This window comes from Amycolatopsis keratiniphila subsp. keratiniphila (genome assembly GCF_001620365.2).
Taxonomy (GTDB): domain Bacteria; phylum Actinomycetota; class Actinomycetes; order Mycobacteriales; family Pseudonocardiaceae; genus Amycolatopsis; species Amycolatopsis keratiniphila.
Genome location: NZ_LQMT02000019.1, coordinates 211,535 through 235,746 on the forward strand (window position 1 = coordinate 211,535; position 24,212 = coordinate 235,746).

21 protein-coding genes and 1 pseudogene are annotated in these 24,212 nt (G+C 68.1%); 13 read left to right on the plus strand and 9 right to left on the minus strand.

Translation table 11 applies throughout. The annotated features are described in order from the left end of the window. Positions 1 to 423: 423 nt before the first annotated feature. The 4 genes from AVR91_RS19005 to AVR91_RS43360 all read left to right on the plus strand — a co-directional run bounded on the left by AVR91_RS19005 (position 424) and on the right by AVR91_RS43360 (position 7,513). A complete protein-coding gene (locus tag AVR91_RS19005) occupies positions 424 to 1,692 on the plus strand; it encodes an aspartate kinase (RefSeq protein WP_076857375.1) in 1,269 nt (422 codons plus the stop codon). Further along, a complete protein-coding gene (locus AVR91_RS19010; RefSeq protein ID WP_063275448.1) occupies positions 1,689 to 5,753 on the plus strand; it encodes a Pls/PosA family non-ribosomal peptide synthetase in 4,065 nt (1,354 codons plus the stop codon). Before AVR91_RS19005 ends, AVR91_RS19010 begins: the two co-directional genes overlap by 4 nt. Next, positions 5,750 to 7,120, plus strand: coding sequence for an aspartate aminotransferase family protein (locus AVR91_RS19015; RefSeq protein ID WP_063275447.1), 1,371 nt, complete (start codon positions 5,750 to 5,752; stop codon positions 7,118 to 7,120). Before AVR91_RS19010 ends, AVR91_RS19015 begins: the two co-directional genes overlap by 4 nt. 243 nt (positions 7,121 to 7,363) lie before the next feature. After that, positions 7,364 to 7,513, plus strand: a complete 150-nt coding sequence (locus AVR91_RS43360) for a hypothetical protein (RefSeq protein WP_170064555.1) — start codon at positions 7,364 to 7,366, stop codon at positions 7,511 to 7,513. 17 nt (positions 7,514 to 7,530) lie between these two features. Here the strand turns inward: AVR91_RS43360 and AVR91_RS19020 are convergent, their stop codons facing one another. Further along, the gene (locus AVR91_RS19020) at positions 7,531 to 8,151 is read right to left on the minus strand and encodes a hypothetical protein (protein ID WP_063275446.1); all 621 of its coding nucleotides are present in this window, start codon (positions 8,149 to 8,151) and stop codon (positions 7,531 to 7,533) included. Positions 8,152 to 8,416: 265 nt separating this feature from the next. On the opposite strand from AVR91_RS19020, the gene AVR91_RS19025 reads away from it, so the two are divergent. Next, complete coding sequence (locus tag AVR91_RS19025) at positions 8,417 to 8,770, plus strand: ArsR/SmtB family transcription factor (protein WP_063275465.1); 354 nt, start codon at positions 8,417 to 8,419, stop codon at positions 8,768 to 8,770. 400 nt (positions 8,771 to 9,170) lie between these two features. Here the strand turns inward: AVR91_RS19025 and AVR91_RS19030 are convergent, their stop codons facing one another. After that, positions 9,171 to 10,127 carry a helix-turn-helix domain-containing protein gene (locus tag AVR91_RS19030; RefSeq protein ID WP_063275445.1) on the minus strand — a complete coding sequence of 319 codons (957 nt, stop codon included), beginning with the start codon at positions 10,125 to 10,127 and terminating at the stop codon, positions 9,171 to 9,173. A gap of 119 nt (positions 10,128 to 10,246) precedes the next feature. Between AVR91_RS19030 and AVR91_RS19035 the strand changes: the two genes are divergently transcribed. After that, a complete protein-coding gene (locus tag AVR91_RS19035; RefSeq protein ID WP_063275444.1) occupies positions 10,247 to 10,837 on the plus strand; it encodes an isochorismatase family protein in 591 nt (196 codons plus the stop codon). Between the two features lie 70 nt (positions 10,838 to 10,907). After that, entirely contained in the window at positions 10,908 to 12,647 is a 1,740-nt protein-coding gene (locus tag AVR91_RS19040) for a pyruvate dehydrogenase (protein ID WP_063275443.1), read from the plus strand. A 10-nt stretch (positions 12,648 to 12,657) separates the two neighbouring features. Here the strand turns inward: AVR91_RS19040 and AVR91_RS19045 are convergent, their stop codons facing one another. Both AVR91_RS19045 and AVR91_RS19050 read right to left on the minus strand, forming a co-directional pair. Beyond that, entirely contained in the window at positions 12,658 to 13,854 is a 1,197-nt protein-coding gene (locus AVR91_RS19045; RefSeq protein ID WP_063275442.1) for an epoxide hydrolase family protein, read from the minus strand. After that, positions 13,851 to 14,303, minus strand: a complete 453-nt coding sequence (locus tag AVR91_RS19050; protein WP_063275441.1) for a nuclear transport factor 2 family protein — start codon at positions 14,301 to 14,303, stop codon at positions 13,851 to 13,853. Before AVR91_RS19050 ends, AVR91_RS19045 begins: the two co-directional genes overlap by 4 nt. Positions 14,304 to 14,430: 127 nt before the next feature. On the opposite strand from AVR91_RS19050, the gene AVR91_RS19055 reads away from it, so the two are divergent. Together AVR91_RS19055 and AVR91_RS19060 are read left to right on the plus strand one after the other, a co-directional pair. Further along, positions 14,431 to 15,393 (plus strand): quinone oxidoreductase family protein, encoded by a 963-nt coding sequence (locus tag AVR91_RS19055; protein WP_063275440.1) that lies wholly within the window; start codon positions 14,431 to 14,433, stop codon positions 15,391 to 15,393. Positions 15,394 to 15,440: 47 nt separating this feature from the next. Beyond that, positions 15,441 to 16,023, plus strand: a pseudogene (locus AVR91_RS19060) (TetR/AcrR family transcriptional regulator). 19 nt (positions 16,024 to 16,042) lie between these two features. Here AVR91_RS19060 and AVR91_RS19065 read toward each other — a convergent pair. Then, on the minus strand, positions 16,043 to 16,618 hold the full coding sequence (locus tag AVR91_RS19065) for a TetR/AcrR family transcriptional regulator (RefSeq protein WP_016334361.1): 576 nt from the start codon (positions 16,616 to 16,618) through the stop codon (positions 16,043 to 16,045). A gap of 224 nt (positions 16,619 to 16,842) precedes the next feature. Between AVR91_RS19065 and AVR91_RS19070 the strand changes: the two genes are divergently transcribed. From AVR91_RS19070 to AVR91_RS19085, 4 genes are all read left to right on the plus strand, one after another. Then, a complete protein-coding gene (locus tag AVR91_RS19070; RefSeq protein WP_063275439.1) occupies positions 16,843 to 17,295 on the plus strand; it encodes a (2Fe-2S)-binding protein in 453 nt (150 codons plus the stop codon). Further along, a complete protein-coding gene (locus AVR91_RS19075) occupies positions 17,282 to 18,244 on the plus strand; it encodes an FAD binding domain-containing protein (protein ID WP_063275438.1) in 963 nt (320 codons plus the stop codon). Before AVR91_RS19070 ends, AVR91_RS19075 begins: the two co-directional genes overlap by 14 nt. Continuing rightward, on the plus strand, positions 18,241 to 20,415 hold the full coding sequence (locus tag AVR91_RS19080) for a xanthine dehydrogenase family protein molybdopterin-binding subunit (RefSeq protein ID WP_063275437.1): 2,175 nt from the start codon (positions 18,241 to 18,243) through the stop codon (positions 20,413 to 20,415). The genes AVR91_RS19075 and AVR91_RS19080 overlap by 4 nt, the downstream gene beginning before the upstream one ends. Positions 20,416 to 20,756: 341 nt before the next feature. Further along, positions 20,757 to 20,990, plus strand: a complete 234-nt coding sequence (locus tag AVR91_RS19085; protein ID WP_211282736.1) for a hypothetical protein — start codon at positions 20,757 to 20,759, stop codon at positions 20,988 to 20,990. Between the two features lie 13 nt (positions 20,991 to 21,003). On the opposite strand, the gene AVR91_RS19090 is transcribed toward AVR91_RS19085, so the two are convergent. From AVR91_RS19090 to AVR91_RS19100, 4 genes are all read right to left on the minus strand, one after another. After that, positions 21,004 to 21,909, minus strand: coding sequence for an ornithine cyclodeaminase family protein (locus AVR91_RS19090; protein ID WP_076857377.1), 906 nt, complete (start codon positions 21,907 to 21,909; stop codon positions 21,004 to 21,006). A 227-nt stretch (positions 21,910 to 22,136) separates the two neighbouring features. After that, positions 22,137 to 22,583 carry a GreA/GreB family elongation factor gene (locus tag AVR91_RS19095; protein WP_063275436.1) on the minus strand — a complete coding sequence of 149 codons (447 nt, stop codon included), beginning with the start codon at positions 22,581 to 22,583 and terminating at the stop codon, positions 22,137 to 22,139. Between the two features lie 90 nt (positions 22,584 to 22,673). Beyond that, positions 22,674 to 22,844, minus strand: coding sequence for a hypothetical protein (locus AVR91_RS43365; RefSeq protein ID WP_170064556.1), 171 nt, complete (start codon positions 22,842 to 22,844; stop codon positions 22,674 to 22,676). Next, positions 22,844 to 24,106, minus strand: coding sequence for an NAD(P)/FAD-dependent oxidoreductase (locus tag AVR91_RS19100; RefSeq protein WP_063275435.1), 1,263 nt, complete (start codon positions 24,104 to 24,106; stop codon positions 22,844 to 22,846). Before AVR91_RS19100 ends, AVR91_RS43365 begins: the two co-directional genes overlap by 1 nt. Positions 24,107 to 24,212: the final 106 nt, after the last annotated feature.

The window sequence follows — 24,212 nt, forward strand, 5'->3', positions numbered from 1 at the left end:
GTGCGGCGTGGTCACTTTGACGGGTTCCTCCTCGGCTTCGGCGGGTGAAAGGATCTCGTAACTTCCGGCAAGTGGGGAAATTCGTTCCGTTTTGTCACGCCGTCCTTCTCCCGAATTTCGAAGCCACTGCGAATACGTCATTCTTCTGCCCTAATTCCATCGAACTCGGCTGTTCGCCGTCATAACCTCGCACGCTGTTGCCGGGTTATGGCCTGCGAGAAACGGGCGATCGATCTTTCGTACTTACGGAGGTACCCGTGGAAAGTGTCCCGCACTACTTTCCAAACCTGTCACCTCCGCCAGGGCATCTTGTCCGGCAGGTACTTCCGAACTCTGCCGTATACCCCACCGCGAATGCGGCCATTCGCAGCGGGTCTGTTTTCCGAACGCGAACACGGCCACCGTGGCGACCTGTTAAGGAAAATGGTGAATTCTTCCCCGAAGCTCGATGTCGACCCGGCTCCACCCTTGCTGAAGACGCGAAGCGAAGGACTGGTCATACGAAAATACGGTGGCTCGTCGCTGGCCACTCCGGAAATGGTGAACGAGGTGGCCGCCGAGGTGGCCGCCGTCGCCGAAGCGGGAGACCGGGTGGTCCTGGTCGTGTCGGCGATGGGGGACAGCACCGATCGGTTGATCGCACTGGCCGGGAAGTTCGCCGAACCACCCGCGCCCCGGGAACTCGACCAGTTGATGGCGACCGGTGAACAGGTGTCCGCCGCGGTGCTCGCCATGGCGCTGGCCGAGCGTGGGATCGAGGCCGTCTCGCTGTCAGGCGACCAGGCGGGGATCGAGGTCGCGGGCGAACCGGGCGCGGGGACCATCGTGCGGGTCGATCCCGGCAAGATCGTCGCCCGGCTGCGTGACGCGCGGGTCGTCGTGGTCGCCGGATTCCAGGGGCGGGACGCCGAGGGCGAACTGCTGACCTTGGGCCGAGGTGGTTCCGACACCACCGCGGTGGCGCTCGCCGCCGCGCTCGGTGGTTCCGAATGCGAGATCCGGACCGACGTGCACGGTGTTCGCACGGCCGATCCCCGGATCGTGCGGGACACCCGGGTGGTCCGGACGATCTCGTACGACGCCATGGTCGAACTCGCCGGGCTCGGTGCCAGGGTGCTGCATCCCAGGTCCGTCGAGCTCGCGCGCCGTCACGGAGTGGCGGTGCGGGTGACGCACGCGTCGGATCCAGGCCCCTCGACCGTCGTGACGGCGGGAGAAGCGTCGATGGAAGGCGTTCCCCGCGTCATCGGCATCGCACACGAACGCGACGTGCGGCTGGTCCGGGTCGAGGTGTCCGCCTCCGGCCCGGACCATTACGCGCGCGTCCTCGCGACGCTGGCGGCCTGCGGGGTGCGGCCGGACAACCTGAGCTGGCCCGATCCTGGCGAACTGCGGTTCACCGTCCGGGGGACGGAGTCGCTCGGCCTGCCGATCGCCCGGCTCGCGATGGAACTGGACGCGCGTTCCACGGTCTTCGAGGAACTCGGCTCGGTGTCCGTGGTCGGCACCGCGCTGCTCGATCCGCCCGGGTTCCTTCCCTGGTTACTGAGGGTGCTCGCCGACCACCGGGTCACGGTGCCCGCGATGACGACGTCGCCATCGCGCCTCACCGCCGTGATCCCCGCCGACGCCGTCGACACGACCGTCCGCGCCCTGCACGACTCGTTCGGCTTGGCGGTGGACCGACCATGAGCCCCTACGGACAGCCGTCGGGCCAGTTCACCACCGATGGCCTGGTGCTGACCTGTGACGGCCACGACCAGCGGGTTCGATGGCAGGTCGGCGACCGGCTGGAAGAGTTGTACGAGCGGCTCTGCGACCGGTTGCGAACCGACGGCCTCGGCGACCGCCTCGCGGTGGACGCCGAGAGCGAGAAGCTCACGTTCGACGGCCTGGACGAGCGGGCCAATCGGCTCGCGCGGCACCTGCGAGCACACGGGGTGAGACCCGGCGACCGTATCGGGTTGTTGTTCGGCGACCCGGTTCATCCCTACGTCGCGATGCTCGCCGTGCTCAAGGTCAACGCGGCGTATGTGCCTTTGGACGCGGGTTTTCCCGACGACCGCTTGGCCTACATCGTCCAGGACGCCGGAGTCCGGCTCGTGGTGTCGACCACCGCCCTGCGTGACCGGTTCGAGCCGGGCAGCGTCGAGCTGATCTGCCTCGACGAGGATTCGGATCGCATCGCCGGGCAGCCGGGCGAGCGGCTCACCGCGGCCGAGAAGGGCGCTCCGGCCGACGAACTCTGTTACGTCGTCTACACGTCGGGCTCGACCGGGCGGCCGAAGGGCGTGACGATCGATCACGCCTCGATCTGCAATTTCGTCCAGGTCGCCGTCGAGGTGTACGGCATCCAGCGCACCGACCGGGTCTATCAGGGCATGACGATCGCGTTCGACTTCTCGGTCGAGGAGATCTGGGTGCCGTTGCTGAGCGGCGCGACGCTCGTGCCGAAACCCGGCGGCGCCGCGCTCGTCGGCCACGACCTCCTCGAGTTCCTGCAGGAGAACAAGGTCACCGCGCTGTGCTGTGTCCCGACCCTGCTGGCCAGCCTCGACGAGGACCTGCCACTGCTGAGGTTCCTTCTGGTGTCCGGCGAGGCGTGTCCCGAAGACCTCGTGCGCCGCTGGTATCGCCCGGACCGACGGTTCCTCAACGTCTACGGTCCGACAGAGGCCACTGTCACCGCGACGTGGTCGGTACTGCGACCGGATCGTCCGGTGACCATCGGCGTGCCCCTGCCCACCTATTCGGTCGTCATCCTCGACCTGGACGAGCCGAGGGCACTGGCCGCGGGCGAACTCGGCGAGATCGGCATCGCCGGGATCGGGCTCGCCGGCGGCTACCTCAACCGGCCCGACCTCACCGAGCGCGCGTTCGTCCCGGACTTCCTCGGTATCGGGCACAACCCGTCCCGGCGTATCTACCGCACCGGTGACCTGGGCCGGATCACCCCGGACGGGGAGATCGAATACCACGGCCGCGCCGATACCCAGGTGAAGATCCGTGGCTATCGAGTCGAGCTCACCGAGATCGAATCGGTTCTCCTGCAAATCCCTGGAATCGCCCAGGCGGTAGTCGAAACCCATCATCCGGAACCCGGCACCGTCGAGCTGGTCGCCTACTACAGCCTGCGACGCGACCAGGCCGACGTCGACCCCGGAGAGCTACGTCGTCGCCTGGCGGAGCTCCTGCCGGGCTACATGGTGCCCGCCTACCTCGAGAGGCTCGACCACATCCCGCTGACGCCGGCGGGCAAGGCCGATCGACGACATCTTCCGGCTCCCACCGGTCCACGCCGAGCGGGGAGCGAAGCCGGCTACGTGGCACCGGCGACCGAGACCGAACTCCAGTTGGCGGAGGCCTTGGGCGGTGTCCTCGGGATCGAGCGGATCTCGGCGACAGGGCACTTCTTCGACGATTACGGCGCCGACTCCCTGCTGCTCGCGAAGTTCTGCGCCGTGGTCCGTGAACGCGGCGACCTCGCATCGTTGTCGGCCAAGGACGTGTACCTCAATCCCACCGTTCGCGATCTCGCCGGGGCGACCGCCGCCGCGGCCGAGGTCACGGTCGTTCGTGCCGAAGAGCCGCGCAGGGCGTCGACCGTGTCCTACGTCCTTTGTGGAGTGTTCCAGCTCGTGGCCTTTCTGGCCTATGCCGCCGGTTCGGGCTGGATCCTGGACACGGGATTCGCCTGGATCTCCGCCGCGACGGGTTTCGCCGAGAGCTACGCACGCGCCGCCGGGCTCGGCCTCGTGGTCTTCATCATCCTGTCTGTGGTGCCGATTCTGGCGAAGTGGGCGATCGTCGGCCGGTGGAAGCCGGGGGAGATCCCGCTGTGGAGCGTCGGCTACCTGCGTTTCTGGACGGTCAAGACCTTGGTCCGGTTCAGCCCGCTGATGTTGTTCATCGGTACGCCGTTGTACTCGTGGTACCTGCGGGCGCTCGGCGCGGACATCAGCAAAGGCGCCGTGATCCTGTCGCGGAACCCGCCGGTCTGCACCGATCTGTTCAGTGCCGGTGCCGGGGCGGTCATCCGGAAGGACGCGTACTTCTCGTGTTACCGCGCCAGGGCGGGCCGGATCCAGACCGGGCGGGTCACGCTCGGCGACAACGCCTTCGTCGGCGAAATGACCGTGCTCGACATCGGCACGGCACTCGGCCACGACGCGCAACTCGGCCACTCGTCGTCGTTGAACTCCGGGCAGTCCGTCCCCGATGGCGAAAGCTGGCACGGGTCGCCGGCCCGTCTCTCCACAGTGGACTACCGGGCGCTGGGGACGGTGCCGCGAGGGAGGCTCAGACCGATCGCCTTCTGTGCCTCCAGCCTGCTGCTTCTGCTCTCGGTGACGCTTCCCGTGACGTTGGGCGGGGCCGACGTGTTCGTCGATCGCTGGCTCACCACGACGACGGACTTCACGAGCTGGGCCTTCTATCGCGGCCGGATCGCCGACTCGGCACTGCTGTACTTCGGGGCGTTGCTCGCCGGGCTCGCGGTCGTTCTCACGATTCCGCGCCTGCTTGGCCTCTTCCTCCGGCCGGACCGCGTTTATCCGCTCTACGGCAGGCATTTCGCCGTCCAGCGGCTGGTCGCGCGTCTGACGAACATGCGTGCGTACACCTACCTGTTCGGCGACAGCAGCTACATCGTGTACTACCTGCGCGCGCTGGGGTACGACCTGTCGAAGGTCAAGCAGACCGGATCCAACTTCGGGGTCGAGGTCAAACACGAGACGCCGTTCCTCAGCACGGTCGGCACCGGGACGATGGTCTCGGACGGCCTTTCGATGCTCAACGCCGACTTCTCCGCCTCCTCCTTCCGTCTGCGAAGGACGTCCGTCGCGCCGGAGGCGTTCCTGGGCAACGAGATCGCCTTCCCACCGGACGCGCGGGTCGGCCGGAACTGCCTGCTCGCCACCAAGGTCCTGGTCCCGCTGGACGGGCCGGTCCGGGAGAACGTCGGGCTGCTCGGGTCGCCCGCGTTCGAGATCCCCCGGACCGTCCGCCGCGACACCGGATTCGAGCATCTCCACACCGGCGACGCGCTGCGCCGGGGCTTGCGGTCGAAGAACCGCCACAACACCGTCACCATCCTCGTCTATCTTCTCGTGCACTGGGTGCACCTGCTCGGAATCCTCCTCATCGGAACGGCGGCCGGCGCCCTGCACGAGCGGGTCGGCCCACTCGCCGTCGGCGGCGGTATCGTGGCGACTCTGGTGTTCTCGGTCGCCTTCCTCATGCTGGCGGAACTCGCCGTACAGGGCTTCCGGACGCTGCGGCCGAGGTTCTGCTCGATCTACGATCCGGTCTTCTGGCGGCACGAGCGGTTCTGGAAGCTCAGCCCTGCCCGCTATCTCGCGCTGTTCAACGGGACGGCGTTCAAACCCTTCCTGCTACGTCGTCTCGGCGTCCGGATCGGCCGCCGCGTCTTCGACGACGGGTGCGCGATCCCGGAACGGTCGTTGGTGAGCATCGGCGACGACTGCGTGCTCAACCTGCACACCGTCGTGCAAGGACATTCCCTCGAAGACGGCACCTTCAAATCCGACTACATCGACATCGGCGCGGGGTGCACTCTCAGCACCGGCTCCTTCGTCCACTATGGAGTGACGATGGCGGACGGGGCGATCGCCGAAGCGGACGCGTTCCTGATGAAGGGCACCACGGCCCCGGCCAGGACCCGTTGGCACGCCAATCCGGCGGTCGAACTCGACACGGCGGACACCACCACCGCGGCAAGGAGGCTGCCATGACCCGAACCCCCACGGCGAGACCGGCACTGGCCCCTCGCGTCGAAGGCGCGCTGCCCGGTCCACGCTCGGCCGAGTTCCTCGAACACCAGCGACAGTGGGAATCCAGCGCGCGGGCGTATCCGCGACACCTGCCGATCGCCATCGCGGGCGCGGAGGGCAGCTACCTGTGGGACATGGACGGGAACGTCTTCGTCGACTTCCTGGCGGGCGCGGGCGTGCTCTCCCTCGGGCACAACCATCCCGAACTGGTGCACGCGGCCACCGAACAGATGCACTTACTCACCCACGGCCTGGACTTCCCGACGGCGGCGAAACGCGAGTTCGTCGACGCCCAGCTGTCCATGTTGCCGCAAGCCCTCCGCTCGCGGATGCGGATGCACTTCTGTGGCCCGGGCGGCGCCAACGCCGTGGACGCCGCGGTCAAACTGTGCAAAACCGCGACCGGGCGCGGTGACCTGGTGTCCTTCCAGGGCGGGTTCCACGGCTCGAGTCACGCCGCGATGGCGCTGACCGGGCTCGTCGCCCAGAAACGGCCGATCGCCAACGGGGTGCCCGGCGTGCACTTCTTCCCGTACTCCTACTGCGCTCGGTGCCCGGTGGGGCTTTCGCCGGACACCTGTACGACCAACTGCGTCGGTCTGCTGGAACGATCGCTGCGCGATCCGAACGGCGGCATCCCCCTGCCCGCCGCGGTGATCCTGGAAATGGTGCAGGGTGAAGGCGGGATCATCCCGGCGGACCGCGACTTCGTACGCCGGGTCCGCGCGCTGACCGCGGAGCTGGACATCCCGCTCGTCGTCGACGAGGTGCAGACCGGTTGCGGCCGCACCGGGACCTGGTTCGCGTTCGAGCACTACGACATCGAGCCCGACGTGATCATCGCCTCGAAGGCCTTGAGCGGGATGGGACTGCCGGTGGCGGTGATCTTCTACGACCGGCGGCTGGACGGCTGGGCGCCCGGCGCGCACACCGGCACGTTCCGAGGCAACCAGGCCGCGTTCGCCGCCGGCGCGGCCGCTGTCCGCATTGTCCGGCGTGACGACGTGCTGGGCAATGTCCGGCAGCGCGGGCGGCAACTCGCCGAACGGCTCGGCACACTGCACAGCGATGTCTGGGTCCGTGAGGTGCGCGGCCTCGGCCTGATGTGGGGGATCGAGCTGGCCGATCCACGCGATGGCCGCCCGGCAGGCGGATACGCCCGTGCCGTGCAGGCGTACGCGTTGCAGCACGGGCTGATCGTCGAACTCGGCGGCCGCGACGACAGCGTGATCCGCCTGATGCCGCCGCTCACCGTGACCGCCGAGGAGATCGACCTCGCCTGCGCGATCCTGCTCGACGCGATCGAGCACTGTGGCCCGCCGCGGTAGGAAACCGCAGGTCCCGTCACGTGAGCGAAGGCGTAACTCGCGTGATTGAAGGCGGATCTCGCGTGATCAGGGGCGGAACACTCGAGTTCGGCCTCCAGTCACGCGAGTTACGTCCCTGATCACGCGAGTCACGCCTTCAATCACGTCGCGCGGTGACCAAAACGACGAATACGGCCCGTGATCGACATCCGGCCGTTAGAGTGAACAGTCGCTGTAGTTGTCACCCCTGAGGAGTAGCAGTTCATGATCGCCGAGAGCGCGAACCAGCAGAGCGTGACCTTCCCGCAGGAAGCTACGCCGATCTTCGACCTGGTCGCGAAGATGGTGTCGCGGACGCGGAGCGAGGATGAGCACGACTTCGACCGCGAAGCCGATCTCGCGACCTCGGTGTAGCTTCCCGCTGCGGCAGATCATTCAGGCGGTGCACCGGCGTGACCGCGGAGATCAGCGGCCGTTCGGCGCGCGTGGGCCAGGCCGTCGAGAATCCATTGCGGCGGCTGCCGGTCGTTGGTCGCGATCCGCTCGTAGGCGGCGACGAGCCGCTCCGCGATCTTCAGCCGGGCGTCCACGGCCGCCGGTTCGGGGTCGCTCTGCTCGGCCGGGATCGTGACCAGGGCGAGGTGCCCGGTCGGCGAGGGAGCCGCGGGCTCGGCGGGCGTTTCCGATCGCTGCTCCGGGGTGGGCAGCCGCCGAAGACGGAGCGGCGCGCCCTCGTGACGAGAGCCCTGCGCGGGGAAGGGATCCGCCCGGAACCGCGCGACCGAGGGCCAATACCGGGCGCGCGCGGACTTCGGTGTCTCCCCGTCGAGCCCGCACGCGATCTCCTGCCAGGTCTTTCCGTCGAGCCGTGCGGCGACCACCGCCGCTTCGACGATCTGCTGCGCCATCCCGATCAGGCCGGCGTGGTCCGGCGGGGAGCCCTCGTCCTCCCTGGCGGCGTTCGCCGCGAGATCGGCCAGTTCCGCCGCATGCGCGGCGAGGGCCAGATGGGCCCGGGTCGCCGCGGCGGGGATGGAGTGGCGTGTGGTCACCGTCCGCTCCTCGTGACAGGCCGGGCGCTCGGCAAGAGGCTCGCGGATTCCCGCATGCCGTGACTCACAGGTGTTCTCACCTTCCTGATATGCAAACTTGCATAAATATGCAATTTATGGATGTGCGCTGGCGCGGAAGAACCGGGATTTGTGCCCTGATCGGGTGTGGTCGCGACCGTTCTGTGTGAGGTGACGTTCGGCTGCCCTTGTCGTCGGGCACGATTAGGGATGTGCGGACGGCCGGCTCTGCGGGGAAGGGATGCCGATGAACAGCCCTCTGTATCAGGCGACGGCGGAGTTCTTCAAAACGCTGGGGCATCCCGTCCGGATCCGCGTGCTCGAACTGCTCAGCGAGCGGGACCATCACGTCTCCGAGCTGCTGGCCGACCTGGGTATCGAGCCGGCCAACCTGTCCCAGCAGCTCGCCGTCCTGCGCCGGGCCAACCTGGTGGTGCCGAGCAAGGAAGGGACGACCGTCTCCTACTCCCTGACCAGTCCGTCGGTCGCCGAACTGCTCGCCGTCGCGCGCGGGATCCTGACCGGGGTCATTGCCGGGCAGTTGGAGCTGCTCGACGATTTGCAGAGTTCCACCCGTGCGGATTCACCTGGATCAGGATAAAAAGCAAATTCGGATATTCATGGCCTCGCGGCGGCCGTCATTTGTTTTCCTGGTCGGAATCGGCGTGCTTCCCATTCAATTCGGAATGGTCCTCGCCGTCCCGGGTCCGCCGTGTCTCCTCGACGAGAGAGTCGAAGATGGGGGTTCCGCACAGCTCCACATGGTCCTCCGTCGCGCCGGTCCTCGTGCCCGATCATCTTGCCCCGGAACGGCTTCTTCGATCCAGTTCCGCCGCGCAATGCACTCGATTGAGCTCACCCTCCGGGGTGAGCTATTCATCGATGTGAAAAACGAAGTGTAGGACACGGCTCTTTCGGCGGTGTCGCCGGGTTTTGCGGAAATAATGATTCCGCTTGTCCTTTGCGGCGGGAAAAGGATTGCTCATGCGTCTCGTGGCTGGTCAGCGCGGGGCGGAGAACTCGGTCCGATAGCGGGTCGGTGTCGTGCCCAGTGCGGTGGCGAAGTGCTCGCGAAGCCGGGCGGGCGTGCCGAAGCCGGACTGCGCGGCCACGGCGTCGACGCCGAGAGCGGTCGTCTCGAGCAGGTGCCGCGCCCGCGCGAGCCGTTGGGCGACAAGCCACTGGTGGACGGTGGTCCCGGTGCGGGCGCGGAACGAGCGGGTGAACGTGCTGCGGCTCATATGCGCTCGGGCGGCCAGACCGTCGATGCTGTGCTGGATGCCCAGATGGGATCGCGCCCAGTTCATCACCTCGGTGAGCGGATCCTCGTCCACGGCGGGCACCGGAAGCTCGATGAACTGGGCCTGCCCGCCGGGACGATGTGGTGCCGCGACGATCCGGCGGGCGACACGGTTGGCGACGACCTGTCCCGCCGTGCGGGCGAGCAGATGAAGGCAGGTGTCGATCCCGGCGGTCGCACCGGCTCCGGTCACGACGTCGCCTTCGTCGACGTACAGCTCCTCGGGGCGCAGCTCGACCGAGGAGAAGCGACGCCGGAACGTCTCGACCCATTTCCAGTGGGTCGTCGCGGCGCGGCCGTCGAGGACACCGGCGTCCGCGAGGGCGAAGACCCCCAGGCAGAGCCCGACGACGAGGGCCCCGCGTTCGTGCGCGGCCCGCAGCGCGGCGGAGACCGGCGCGGGCGTCGAAGTTTCCGGGTCGGACCACCACGGCACGACGACGATGTCGGCGTCCACGAGGGCATCGAGCCCTGCTGAGACGTCGATGGTGTATCCGGCGCTCGTGGCGAGGGCGCCGGGTTCGACAGCGACGACCGTGAGCGGCCACGGCTCCATGTCGCCCGCCGGGGATTCCGGGCCCCATACGAGCGACGGCACGGCGAGGTGGAACGGGCTGATCCCCTCGAACGCCAGGACGGCCACTCTCGGAGCACGCATCGATCCCTCTTCCCACGGATATCGGCCGATCTCGACGATGGCTGACCCGATTACATATCTCGACATCGAATCGGGTCAGCCAGGATGGTAGCCGTACCGACGGAAAGCGAAGGAACACGATGACCAGCACCACTCTCCGCGAAATCAGCACCCTGCCGACGACTCCCGCGGCGCTCTCGGACGCGACGGTGATCCTCGTCGACTACCAGAACACCTACACGCGCGGCGTGATGGAACTCGACGGCTGGGAAGCGGCGCTCGACGAGGCGGCTACGTTGCTGGCGCGCGCCCGGGCAGCGGGCGCGACGGTCATTCACGTCATGCACGACGGGGGCGAGGGCAGCCCTTATGACCTCGGGCAGGACATCGGCCGGATTCACGAGCGGGTCGCCCCGGACCCTGGCGAGGAGGTCGTGGTGAAGACCGCGCCGAACTCGTTCGTCGGAACCCGGCTGGGGGAACTGGTCGACGCCGCCGGACACCGGGACGTCGTCGTGGCCGGGTTCATGACCCATATGTGTGTCACGTTCACCGCGGAGGGCGCGTTCCTGCGCGGGAACAGCCCGACAGTGGTGGCCGCAGCCTGTGCCACGCGGCCGCTCCCGTCCGTCGACGGCCCGGTGACCGCCGCGGAACAGCATCGCGCGGCGCTCGCCACGATCGGTGATCTCTACGCGGTGGTGGTCGACACGGCGGCCGAGCTCGGTTAGGACCTGCGCGGCCGCGCTCGCGCGTGGATCATGAAGGTGTTCCCGCCGCCGAAGCATCGAAGGGGTCCTGATGGCCAAGCCCAACGTCGCCGAGCAGTTCGTCCAAGTCCTGGTTCAGGCCGGGGTGGAGCGGATCTACGGCGTGGTCGGAGACAGCCTCAACCCCATCGTCGACGCCATCCGCCGTACTCCGGGCATCGATTGGGTGCATGTTCGCAACGAGGAGGCCGGCGCGTTCGCGGCGGCGGCCGAGGCCCAGCTGACCGGACGGCTCGCGGTGTGCGCCGGCAGCTGCGGTCCCGGCAACACCCATCTGGTGCAGGGGCTTTACGACGCGCACCGCACGGGAGCCCCGGTTCTCGCGCTCGCCTCGCATATCCCGTCCGGCCAGATCGGGACCGGGTTCTTCCAGGAGACCCATCCCGAGCGGCTGTTCGTCGACTGCAGTGGCTATTGCGAGCAGATCAGCAGGCCCGCCCAGATGCCGAGGGTGCTGCGGATCGCCATGCAGCACGCCTTGTCCCGCGGCGAGGTGTCGGTGCTGGTGTTGCCCGGGGACGTCGCGCACCTCGACGCTGTGGCGCCCACCGGGAGCGGCGTGCCGGTCACGGAGCACGGGACGGTCGTGCCACCCGAGCCGCAGGTGGCACGGCTCGCCCAGCTGATCAACGACGCCGAAACCGTCACCTTGTTCGCCGGTGCCGGGGTGCGCGGCGCGCATGCCGAGGTGATGGAGCTGGCCGAGACCGTGCAGGCGCCAATCGGCCACAGCCTGCGCGGCAAGGAGTGGATCCAGTACGACAATCCGTTCGACGTCGGAATGAGCGGTTTGCTCGGCTACGGCGCCTGCTATCGGGCCATGAACGACGCGGATCTGCTGGTCCTGCTCGGCACCGATTTCCCTTATGACTCCTTCCTTCCTCAGGCGCGGACCGTGCAGGTCGACCACGACGCGACCCGCCTGGGTCGCCGTACCCCGCTGGAGCTGGCGGTGCACGGTGACGTGCGGGAGACCCTGCGGGCCGTGCTGCCGCTCCTGCGGCGCAAGACCGACCGCACCTTCCTTGACCGGATGTTGCGCGATCACTGCAAGACACTGGAACAGGTCGTCGACGCCTACACCCGCAACGTCGAACGGCATGTGCCCATCCATCCGGAGTTCGCCGCGGACCTCCTCGACGAACTCGCCGCGGACGACGCGATCTTCACCGTCGACACCGGCATGTGCAACGTGTGGGCGGCCAGGTATCTCACCCCGAACGGGCGCCGCCGGGTGATCGGGTCGTTCCTGCACGGCACGATGGCCAATGCCCTGCCGCACGCCATCGGTGCGCAGTTCGCCTACCCGGGGCGCCAGGTCGTCTCGATGTCCGGCGACGGGGGACTGGGCATGCTGCTCGGCGAACTGCTCACCGTGGCTTTGCACGACCTTCCGGTCAAGATCGTGACGTTCAACAACTCCTCGCTCGGCATGGTGAAGCTGGAGATGCTGGTGGACGGCCTTCCCGACTACCAGACCGACCATCGTCCGGTGGACTTCGCCGCGATCGCCAGTGGCGCGGGACTGCGTGCCGAGCGGGTGACCGACCCGACCCGGCTGCGCGCGGCACTCAAGGAGGCGCTGAGCCACGACGGCCCCGCGCTGGTGGATGTCGTGACGGATGCGAACGCCCTGTCCGTCCCGCCGCACATCACCGCCGGTCAGCTCGGCGGATTCGCCTTGGCCGCGAGCAAGGTCGTGCTCGAAGGCGGGGTCGGCCGGATGATCGACCTCGCCAGGGCGAACCTCCGCAACATCCCGCGGCCGTGAGACCGCCCGCTCAGCGCAGCGGGCGGAACGTGGCGCGCAGGTCTTCGATCCACGCTTCCGGGTTTTCCCACGGGCCGAAGTGGCCACCCTTTTCGTGGACGTTGACCTGCCGGACGTCCGCGTAGACGGGACCGGCCGCTTCCTTGAACGCGGCGACGCGGCGTTCGCGGTCGTGGGCTCCCGGCGGCGCGGCGTCGCCGAGATGGAAGGTGAACCCGGCAGGCGCCTCGACCGCCGGCGTGCGGTCGTGCGAGGGCCGCCACGGATGCCGGTTGACGTTCTTGTAGGCGCGGATCGACGAGCCGATGGCTTGGTTGACCCAGTAGATCGTCGCGTTGGTGAGGATGTGGTCGACCGGATAGGAGTCTTCGAAGACCCCGTTCTGGTCGCTCCACTTCTTCCACCGCTTGAGAATCCACGCGAGCATCCCGATCGGGGAGTCGTTCAGGCCGTGCGTGATCGTCTGCGCGTCGAGCATATGCGTCGCGACATGGGAAACGTAGGTGTCGACGAAGTTGACCATGTCGGGCAGGCCGTCGATCGGCGCACCGCCGGTGAGATCCCAGTGGCGCTCGCCCTGGAAGATCGTCAGCGGCATCTCGTTGCCGAGGTGGATGCCGTGGAGCGAGCCGGCGTATTTGTGGCCGAGCTGCGCTCCGACCAGTGCGCCGTAATCGGCCGCACCGACCCCGAAGCGCCGGTGGCCGAGCACATCGGTCATCAGCGTGTGGAACCGATCGGCCATGCTGACGAAGTTCTCCTTGCCGTTCGTCAGCGGAGTGGAGAACGCGAAACCGGGCAACGAAGGGACGATGACGTCGAAGGCGTCCGCGGGGTCGCCGCCGTGCGAGGCCGGGTCGGCGAGCGGGCGGATGACCTTGCTCCAGTCCCAGAAGGTCCACGGCCAGCCGTGCATGAGCAGCAACGGGATCGGCGCGGGACCTTTCCCCGGCTCGCGGATGAAGTGCACCGGGGTGCCGTCGACGTCTATGCGATGGTGCGAGTACTCGTTCAGCCGGGCTTCGACGGCTCGCCAGTCGAAACTGTCGGCCCAGTACTCCACGATCGGCTTGAGATAGGCGGTACTCAGCCCGAAAGCTTCATCTTCGTTGTCCAGGTCGGGTGCGAACCTGGTGGCTTTGAGTCGGCTCCGGAGGTCGTCCAGGACGTCCTGTTGGACGTCGATGACGAACGGGTCGAGGGTCATGATCGGTTCTCCTTGTCCGGGTGGGACCAGTCCAGGCGGAGCCTGGTGATGTGAAGTTCGGTGATGAGCCATCGGCCGTCAGAGCGGGTGAAGCGCACCCGGTAATGGCCGTAGCCGTGCATTTCGCCGTCGTGCGGTGTGGTGACGATGTCCTCCATGGCCCAGACACCGGCCGCCGAATCCGGCGACTCGATGTCGATCTCGCTGGAGAACAGGTGGTGTATCAGCACGGAATCGGCCTGATTGCGGGCTTTGAGCCGGTCGGCGATCTCGGCGCGGCCGGTCATCCGCGCCTGGATCGATCCGTCCACTGTGGAGGCGACGAACGGCGCGTCGGGCGTGAACAGGGCCGCGAGGTCGTCCCATCGATGATGGTCGGCGCTGTAGACGTAGCGAGCCATCACGCGTCGCACGTCCTCCACCGCCACCAGCCGGGCGAGGTCGTCCATCGGCTTTCCTTCGTTCGGGGAGGTTGACCCGGCCGAGGATGCCGACGAAAAAATGTACCGGCAAGTACAGTCTCGCGGCATCACTTCTGTACTTGCCGGTCCATTTTTTCGGACCTACGTTGCCCTCATGCACGCGATCCACATCAGCGAATACGGCGGCCCGGAAGTCATGACCTGGACGGAGTTCCCGGATCCGGTGCCGAACGACGGCGAGGTCGCCGTGCGGCTGGGGGTGGCCGGGGTGAACTTCATGGACACCGGCGCCCGCAAGATGCCGCTGCCCACTTGGTCGGTCCCGACCGTGCTGGGTGTCGAAGGTATGGGCATCGTCACGGCGCTGGGGTCGGGCGTCGAAGATTTCGCCGTCGGCGACCGCGTCGCTTGGCGCTATCACAAGGGCAGCTATGCCGAACGGCTCGCCATCCCGGCGCGGTCGCTGGTGCGGGTGCCCGACGACATCGACGACGAGACCGCGGCCGCCATCCTGATGCAGGGCTTGACCGCGAACCATTTCACGACGGAGACGTACGCGATCCAGCCGGGCGACACGGCCGTCGTGCATTCGGCCGCGGGCGGGGTCGGAGTGATCCTGACCCAGCTGATCAAGGCTCGCGGCGGCACCGTGATCGGGCTCGTGTCACGCGAGGAGAAGATCCCGGTGGCGAAGAAGGCCGGTGCGGACCATGTGCTGGTGTCCGCCGGGAGTGGCTTCGAGCGACAGGTTCGAGAGCTGACCGGCGGTGAAGGCGCGCAGGTCGTGTACGACGGCGGCGGCTCGGCGACGTTCCACTCGTCCCAGCTGGCGTTGCGCCGCCACGGCGTGCACGCCTACTACGGCGTGGTGAACGGCAATCCCCCGTTCCGCCCGGCGGATCTGCCGAACAGCATCCTGCTGTCCTATCCGTCCGTCGTCGACCACGTGCCCACTCGCGAGGCACTGGTGCGGCGGGCGAACGAGCTGTTCGAGTTCATCCGGAAGGGGCAGGTGACGCCGTATATCGGGGGTCGCTACGCCCTCGCCGACGCGGCACAGGCGCAACGCGACATCGAGTCCCGTCGTACCTCGGGGAAGCTGCTGCTGATGCCTTGATGCCGACGAGGGACAATGGACCGCCGAGTACATTCCAGGAGGCTTTCGTGCTCACGAAGAAGGGCGCCGCGACGCGGCAGCGGATCATCGAAGCCGCGGCGGACGAGATCCGCGAGCACGGCGTAGCCACGGCGACCCTCGACGATATCTGCCGCCGTAGCGGAACGGGCAAGAGTCAGCTGTTCCACTACTTCCCCGAGGGCAAGGAACAACTGCTCCTCGCCGTGGCCGAATGGGAAGCCGGGCAGGTGATCGAGGATCAGCAGCCCTATCTCGGGCGGTTGACCTCGTGGGACGCGTGGGGGAAATGGCGCGACGTGGTGGTCCGGCGCTACCGGCGGCAGGGCGTGCACTGCCCGCTCGGGGTGTTGATCACCGAGATCGGCAGGCACACTCCCGCCGCGCAGGCGGTCACGAAGCAACTGCTGGAGCAATGGCAACGTCAGGTCCAGGGCCGGTATCGAGGAAATGCGGGAGAGCGGGCACATCGGCCGTGACGTCGACCCGGTCCGCGCCGCGGCCGCGTTGATCACCGCGATCCAGGGCGGGGTGACGATCCTGATGTCCACCGGCTCCGCGGATCATCTCGAGGCGGCGCTCGACCTGTACCTGGACTACTTGCGCGGCTGAAGCCGTCCACTGTGGACGATCAGGCTCGGCCGGTGCCCATTCCGCGCCAAAGGAGGTCGAGAAGGCTCGCGACATCGTGCCGCCATTCGCCTTTCGGGTCGAGGTAGAGCAGCCCGCCGAGTCCGCGCAGAACGGTCTCGGGCTTCAGGTCCGCGCGGACGGTGCCCGCGTCGACGTTGGCCTGCAACAAGGTGGAGACCGCGCGGACCATGTCCTGGTAGGCCCCCGCCGGCAACTCACCGCGTGACGCTCCCGCGGCGCGCAAAGCGTCGGCCAGGCCGCGTTTGGTCATCATGTAGTGCGCCAGGTGGTCGGTCGTCCACACTCGGAACGCCTGTTCCGGCGGGTACTTCTCGAGCAGGGTGGGCACGATCTCGACGAGCTGGCGGACCTCGCGCCGGTACACCGCCAGGATGAGGGCTTCCGGGGTGGGGAAGTGCCGGTACACCGTGCCGACGCCGACCTCGGCCTGCTTCGCGATGGCGTTGAACGAGACTTCGCCGGAGCAGGCCAGTGACTTCGCGGCGGTGGCGAGGATGCGCTCGTGGTTGCGCCGGGTGTCCGCACGCCGGGGATTGACCGAACCCGTCGTCATCCGCCCCTCCTGTCCGCCGATCCCGTTCTCCGCTGAATGTAGCCGAGGGGACCGGAAAACCTGGAGCGACTCCAGGAGCAGGCACCGACCTTGCCGGGTGGATCGTGTTCCGCTAACTTGAAATCGAAGCGGATGAATATCCGTTTCGATTCGCGAACGGACTCCCACCACCTCAACCTACGCCGTCCGGGCCGCGGCCGGGGCGATCTGCGGAAAGAGTTTCAGTGGACATCTCACTCGAAGTCAATGGCAGGACGGAACACCTGAGCGTCGATCCCGGGGTGACCCTGCTGGACACGCTGCGGGAGCGGCTCGCCGTCACGGGGCCCAAGAAGGGCTGCGACAGGGGGCAGTGCGGCGCCTGCACGGTGCACGTCGGCGGACGGCCGGTGCTGTCGTGTCTCACCTTGGCCGCAACCGTGAAACAGCCGGTGACCACCGTCGAAGCACTGTCCACTGAGGACGGTCTGCATCCGGTTCAGCAGGCGTTCGTCGACCAGGACGCCCTCCAGTGCGGGTTCTGCACCTCCGGGCAGATCATGTCGGCGGTCGCCGCCGTCGAGCAGGACGTCGAGGACGTCCGCGAGTTCATGTCCGGCAACCTCTGCCGGTGCGCGGCGTACCCGAACATCGTCGCGGCGGTCGAGCAGGCGAGGAGGGCCGATGCGTCCCTTTGAGCTGCTCGCACCCGAGACCGTCGAAGACGCGGTCGCTTCGCCCGGCACCTTCCTCGCGGGCGGCACCACGCTCGTCGACCTGATGAAGCTGAACGTCCTGACCCCGCGACAGGTCCTGGACATCAACGCGGTACCGCTGCGCGGCATCGACACCACCGACGGGCTGCGGTTCGGCGCGCTGGAACGGATGAGCGACATCGCCGGGCACGCGGGGGTGTACCCGGCGATCTCCAGGGCGCTGCTGCTCAGCGCCTCCCAGCAGATCCGGAACATGGCCAGCATCGGCGGAAACCTCATGCAGCGCACGCGCTGCTCGTACTTCCGGGACGTCGCCATGCCGTGCAATCGGCGAGACCCCGGCAGCGGTTGCCCGGCCATCTCGGGCGCCAACCGGATGCACGCCGTGCTGGGTACGAGCGATTCGTGTGTGGCGACCCACGCCAGCGACGTCGCCGTCGCCCTGGTCGCCCTCGACGCGCAGCTCCGGCTGGTCAGTGACACCGGGACTCGCACCGTCGAGCTGGCCTCGTTCTATCGGCAGCCCGGCGACACTCCCGAGGTCGAGACCGATCTGCGGCCCGGTGAACTGATCGCCGAGGTCGTGGTCCCTCGGCTGGATTGGGCGTCGAACTCCACGTATGTGAAGGTTCGCGACAGGCAGTCGTATGAATTCGCGCTGTGTTCCGCGGCGGTCGCGCTGCGGGTGGAGGACTCGCGCATCGTCGACGCCCGGGTCGCGGCCGGCGGTGTGGCGACTGTGCCGTGGCGGCTGCCCGCCGTCGAGGAGGCCCTGCGGGGTGCGCCCGCGACCGTGACCGCTTTCGAAGAGGCCGCGTCGCTCGCCGCCGAGGGCGCGCGCCCGCTGGCGGCGAACGCGTTCAAGCCGTCGTTGCTGCGGCGGACCATTGTCCGCGCGCTGCTCGAACTGACCGAAGGGAACCACTCATGACCAGCAGGGTGGACGGGCCGCTGAAGGTCACGGGCCGGGCCGAGTACGGGGCGGACCACGCCTTTCCCGGGCTGGTCCACGGCTACGTCGTCCTGAGCACGATCGCCCACGGCGAGATCGACACGATGGACGTCACAGCGGCGAAGGGCGCTCCGGGCGTGGTCGGTGTGTACACGCCGTTCGATCCGCTGGAGTTGCACACGCCCACGACGCCGGTCATGGGTGAGACCTGGGTCCCTTTGCAGGACAAGGAAGTCACCTACTACGGCCAGCCGATCGGCTTCGTGGTCGCCGAGACGTACGAGCAGGCGCGTGACGCGGCGATGCTGGTCGAAGTGTCCTATCTGCCCCGGCCTGCCCTGACTTCGCTACAGGACGGCCTCGCCTCGGCCGAAGACGCGCCGGAGGGGAGGGGCGGCCCGTCGTCCCTCGCGATCCTGGCCGACGGTGTCGAGTCGATCGAAGACGCGCTCGCGGAAAGCCCGGTGGTCGTCGAGGCCACGTATACCACCGCGACGCAGAACCATGCCGCGATGGAACCGCATTCCGCGGTCGCGGTCTGGGGGCCCGAAGGCCTCACGATCCACAGCGGCAACCAGGGCTCCGATCTGCAGGCGGCGGAGCTGGCGATGGCACTGGGCGTGGAACCGTCCGAGGTGCACGCGGTGAACCCGTTCGTGGGCGGTGCGTTCGGCGGCAAGGGGCACACGTCCACCCCGGCATTCCTCGCCGCGGCCGCGGCGAGGGCACTGGACAGGCCGGTGAAGGCCGTGCTCAGCCGGGAGCAGGTCTTCACCGCGACCGCGGGCCGCGCCGCGACGGTGCAGAAGATCTCGCTCGGCGCGGAACACGACGGCACGCTCAACGCGCTCCAGCACGACTCGTGGTGCAGCACGCCCATGGACCGGTCGTTCGTCGAGCCGACCTCGCATGGCACTTCGCGCGAGTGGTACGCCACCCGCAACCTGGCCATCAGCCAGAAGATGGTGCCGCTCAACATCCCGCCGACGACGTTCATGCGGGCGCCGGGGGAGGCACCCGGCTCCTTCGCGTTGGAAAGCGCGATCGACGAACTCGCGATCGCGCTGCGCATGGACCCGATCGAACTGCGGCAGCGGAACAACTCGACCGCTCCGCCCGGCAAGGATCTGCAGTGGTCGAGTAAACACCTCGACGAATGCTTCCGGGTCGGCGCGGAACGGTTCGGCTGGGCGGATCGCTCACCCGATGGACGAACCGACGGCGACTGGCTCGTCGGCATGGGCACGGCCACCGCCATGTTCCCCGCGCTGCGGTTCCCCGCCACCGTCGAGATCACGCTGTTGCCCGACGACACGGCCGCCGTCGCGACGAGCGGGGCCGACCCGGGAACCGGTCTGCTCACCGTGCTTTCCCTGGTCGGTGGGGAGTCACTCGACATCTCGCCGGATCGGGTCAAACCGCGGCTCGGTGACTCGCGCCTGCCGTCCGGAGGCATGTCCGGTGGTTCGACAGCGACCGCGAGCGCCGGGACGGCCATCATGGTCGCCGCCGCCAAGGCGATCGACGAACTGGTGGATCTGGCGTCGGCTCCGGGTGCGCCGTTCAAAGGTATGGAGGTCGCGTACGCGGACGGTCGCGTGCAGGCCGGGGAACGGACGATGACCTTCGGCGAGCTGTTGCGCGCTCTGGACCGGCCGTCGCTTTCCGTGACCGGGTCTTCGGCGCCTGGCGAAGAGCTGACGAAGCATTCGTTCAGCTCGTTCGGCGCCCAGTTCTGCGAAGTCCGCGTGCACAAGTGGACGCGCGAGATCCGGGTGTCCCGCATGCTCGGGGTGTACGACGCCGGCCGGATCATCAACCCGACGGCGGCGCGAAGCCAGATCATGGGCGGCATGATCTGGGGTGTCTCGGCCGCGCTGCACGAGGGGCTGGAGATCGAGGAAAACGGGCGGCTCGCCAATGGGGACTTCGCAAGCTATCTGATCCCGGTCAATGCGGATATCCCCGAGGTCGACGTCCACTTCGTCGAATACCCGGACACGTTGCACAACTCGGTCGGCGCGAAGGGGCTCGGCGAGATCGGCATCGTCGGGATGGCGGCGGCGGTGGCGAACGCCGTCCACAACGCCACCGGCATCCGGGTGCGGCACATCCCGATTCTGCTCGAGGATCTGCTCGACGAGTCGTAGGGGCGCGGTGGCGGAGTTACCGGTCAGTTGATTCAAGTGGGGAGGATTCGGGATGCTCAGCGTCCCTGATGCTCCGTTGATGAAGTGCTGATGCCTGATCGGTCCCTCGACGATGTGGGAATTGGGACACTCAACGTCCCGATTCCCACATCGTCGGCATCCAGCGCGCGGAGTGGCGGCCCCTCATACTGATCAGTCGATTCGGCTGGGGAGGATTTGGGACGTTCAATGTCCCAAATCCTCCCCACTCGACCGACTCACCAACCGTCGACGATTCGCTCCTCTCGACGAAAGACCATTTCCTTCCTCGATTTGACAATTCCGGCGCGACCGAACGGTGGTTGCGCCGGTCTCCCGAGAGCCGGCTGTTCGGTGCTTACGGCGTCGGGCTCGCGGCGGGTTTCTTCGCCTATCTGGTGGTGCTGCTGATCATGGTGGCCCGCTCTGACGACTTCGGCGTCGAGTGGTTCCTGGACGGACGTCGCCGGAAACCCGCGGACGGGGAGCACATCCCCGCCGAGACCCGGGCCTCCGGCGCCCCGATGTCCCGTGAGGACACCCGGTTACCGAGCTGACCGACCATGCCGCCTACTGCGCGAGAAGATCGGCGATCGCCCAGTCCTGTGCGGCCACCCCGACGGACTTGAAGACCGTACGGCCGCCTGACTTCACGACTCCTTCGGCCAGCGCGGTCCCCAACTCGATGAGGTCGTCCTCGGTGATGGCTCCCGACGCGAGGGCGTGGATGATCTCCCCGGATTCCTCGAGGATGGCCTCTCGTGCGTCGATGACGACGGTCGCGTCGGCGAGCAGGTCGTCCGGAAGTTCCCGCATGGTGGGGCGGTACGCGCCGATGGCGTTGACGTGGGCGTGTTCGGCCAGCGATTCGAGGGAGAACAGAGGAGTGGTGGACGTCGTCGCGCAGCAGACGATGTCCACGTCGCGAACGGCCTCGTCGGGATCGGTGCGGACGACGGCGCTGATGCCCAGCTCCGCGTCGAGTGCCTTGCCGAGCGCTTCGGCGCGTTCGAGTCCGCGGCTGACGATCCTGAGCTCGGTCAACGGCCGGACGGCGTGCACGGCGCGGACCTGGTCGGCCGCCTGCCCGCCCGCGCCGATGAGGGTGCAGGTCTTCGCGTCCGGCGGGGCCAGCAAGTCGGTCGCGACGCCGGTGGCGGCGCCGGTGCGGATGCGGGTCACCTCGATGGCGTCGGCGACGAGCTGACGGCCGTGGCCGAGCTCGCTCCGGACGACCGTGCCGACGATGGCCGGGTCGCGGTCGAAGTCGAGGCTCAAGGTCTTGATCATCGCCGACGCGGTCGGGCGGTGGTGCGTCGACATCACGAGGAATCCGCCGTCGCGCAACACGGTTCGCGTCGGCATCTCGAATTCACCGCGGTGCAGGGCGAGAAACCCGTTCCGGACCGCGGCGATCGCGGCGGGCATGGACACGGCGGCCCGGATCTCGTCCGGGCCCAGGGTCAGGACGTCCACGAATCCTCCTTGTCAGTATGTCCGCGGTATCCGGACTACCGAACCGTAGCCGTCCGGTGACGACACCTCGACCGGAATCGGTGGCCGAGGACGTAGGAATCCGGGCCCTCGAACCGTGCCCTCGCCGTCCTGGACGGGGCGCCGGATGGTTGTGAAAGCCACTTTCGCAACCATCAGCGTTGCGAAAGTGGCTTTCACGTCGTCCGCTCCGGGCTCCGTCCACGGCTTCAGTGAGCGGTCTCCCGATGCCGCCCGTAAGGCTTGGCGTCCAGCAACGTGACGTGGACCGCCCCGCCGCTCGGCACGCGATATTCCCGCCGGTCACCCGGTTTCGCGCCGTGCAGTGCGCGGCCGAGCGGGGAATCGGGGGAGTAGACCTCGAGTTCGCCATGTCCGGCCTCGTCGCGGGTGCCGAGCAGGAAGGTCTCGGTGTCGCCGTCGTCGTACCGGACGGTGAGCACCATGCCGGGCTCGGCGATCCCGTCGTCGGGCGGATCCTGCCCGACGACGGCGCCGCGCAGCATGTCCTCGATCTGCCGGATCCGGGCCTGCCGATGGGTTTTGTGCGCGATTTCGTCGTCGCCGAACCGGTCGTCGGTGCCGGGGCGCCGCAACGTCGCGAGCTCCCGCACCAGCCGAGCGTGCGCTTCCTTGGTCAGCCAAGGGCCTGACATGGTGATGATCGCCTTTCGGTGGGTAAGTCTGTGGGGGCCGGGCGCGGAAAGGACCCAGCCCCCACAGACCTTCGATGAGTCCCGCTTCGGTCAGCGGGTCTCGGGTTCACGGGACCGGCGCTGGAAGGCGCCCGCGTCGGTGGCGAATCCGATCGCGGCCTTCAGCAGCAGGTCCTTCTCCGCGCGCAGCAGCGCGTTCTCGGCGCGGAGCCGGTCCACTTCGGACTGTTCGTCAGCCGGTGTTCCGTTGTCCTGGGCCATCAGCGGAGGGGGTCGAAGGGACGCAGGGCCTCCGGCTGTTTGCCGGTGGTGATGTGCTCGGCCAGCAGGCGCCCGGTGATCGGGCCGTGGGTCAATCCCCACATCCCGTGTCCGCCCGCGACGTAGAGCCCGGGTGTGCTCGTCGCGCCGATGACGTGCCGCCCGTCGGTTGTGACGGGGCGGGAACCGACCCATTCGTCGGTGCGCCGTTCCCAGTCCAGTCCGGTGAGGAACGGCCGCGCCGAGGCGATGATCGCGGCGATCCTGGCCGGATCCAGCCGCGCGTCCGGCTTCCGGAACTCCATCGTCCCGGCCACCCGGAGCCCTTCGCGGTACGGCGTGCACGCCACGCGGATGTCCGGCAGGTAGAGCGGTCCGGGCACCGGCTGGTCGGTCGGCACGGTGAAGGAGTAGCCGCGTCCGGCCCGGACGGGGACCTTGACGCCCCACTTCCGGCCAAGGCCTCCGAGCCAGGCCCCGGTCGCCAGCACGACCGCGTTGGCGTTCACGGTCTGGCCGGTCTTCGAGCGCACGCTCAGCGCGTGACGGTACGCGCGCAGGGAAGCGACCTCGAATTTGTGGCGGATCGTGCCGCCCCGGCTCACCACCGATCGCGCCAGCGACTCGACGAACCGGCCCGGGTCCACGTAACGCTGCCCGTCGATCCGGACACTGGCGCCGAGCCTGGCCGTGGCCTGAGGGAACCGTTCGGCGAGGTCGGCCGCGGTGAGACGGGTGTAGGAGATGCCCTGGCCTGCTTCCTCGATCCGCCGCAGTTCGCCGATCAGCCCGGCGGCCTGGTCGGCGGTCTCGAACGCCGCGGTGATCGGCGCTTCGATGGTCGGCGCGTCCACCCCGTTCGCGGTGAGGACGTCGAAGGCTTCCAGGCATTCGTCGTTCAGCGGTGCGTTCGCCTCGACCGCGCGGGTCCAGGAGCGGCCGGTGCAGTTCGCGGCGAACCGGGCGAGGAACGACCACAGCCGCGGATCGGGCGACGGCGGAACGTGCAGCGGGGCCTGGCGGTCCAGCAGCGTCCGCAGCCCGTAGCGCAGAACGCCGGGTTCGTTGAGCGGGATCGAGAGCCCGGGCGAGAGCCAGCCCGCGTTGCCCCACGACGCTCCCGCCGCGATGCCCGCGCGGTCGACCACCGTGACACTGACGCCGCGTTCCTGCAGGAACCACGCGGTCGACAGGCCGACCACGCCGGCGCCGATCACGATCGCCGAACGCGGGCCGCCGTCGATCCGGTCGAGATCGCCCATGAATTCCTCCGCTACGAGTGGTGCTGTCGCGGTCAGGATCGCTCGGATCCGGGCGGTCTCGATTGTCCGGATCCGACAATCTGGGCGGATCGCTTTGGCCGGAACG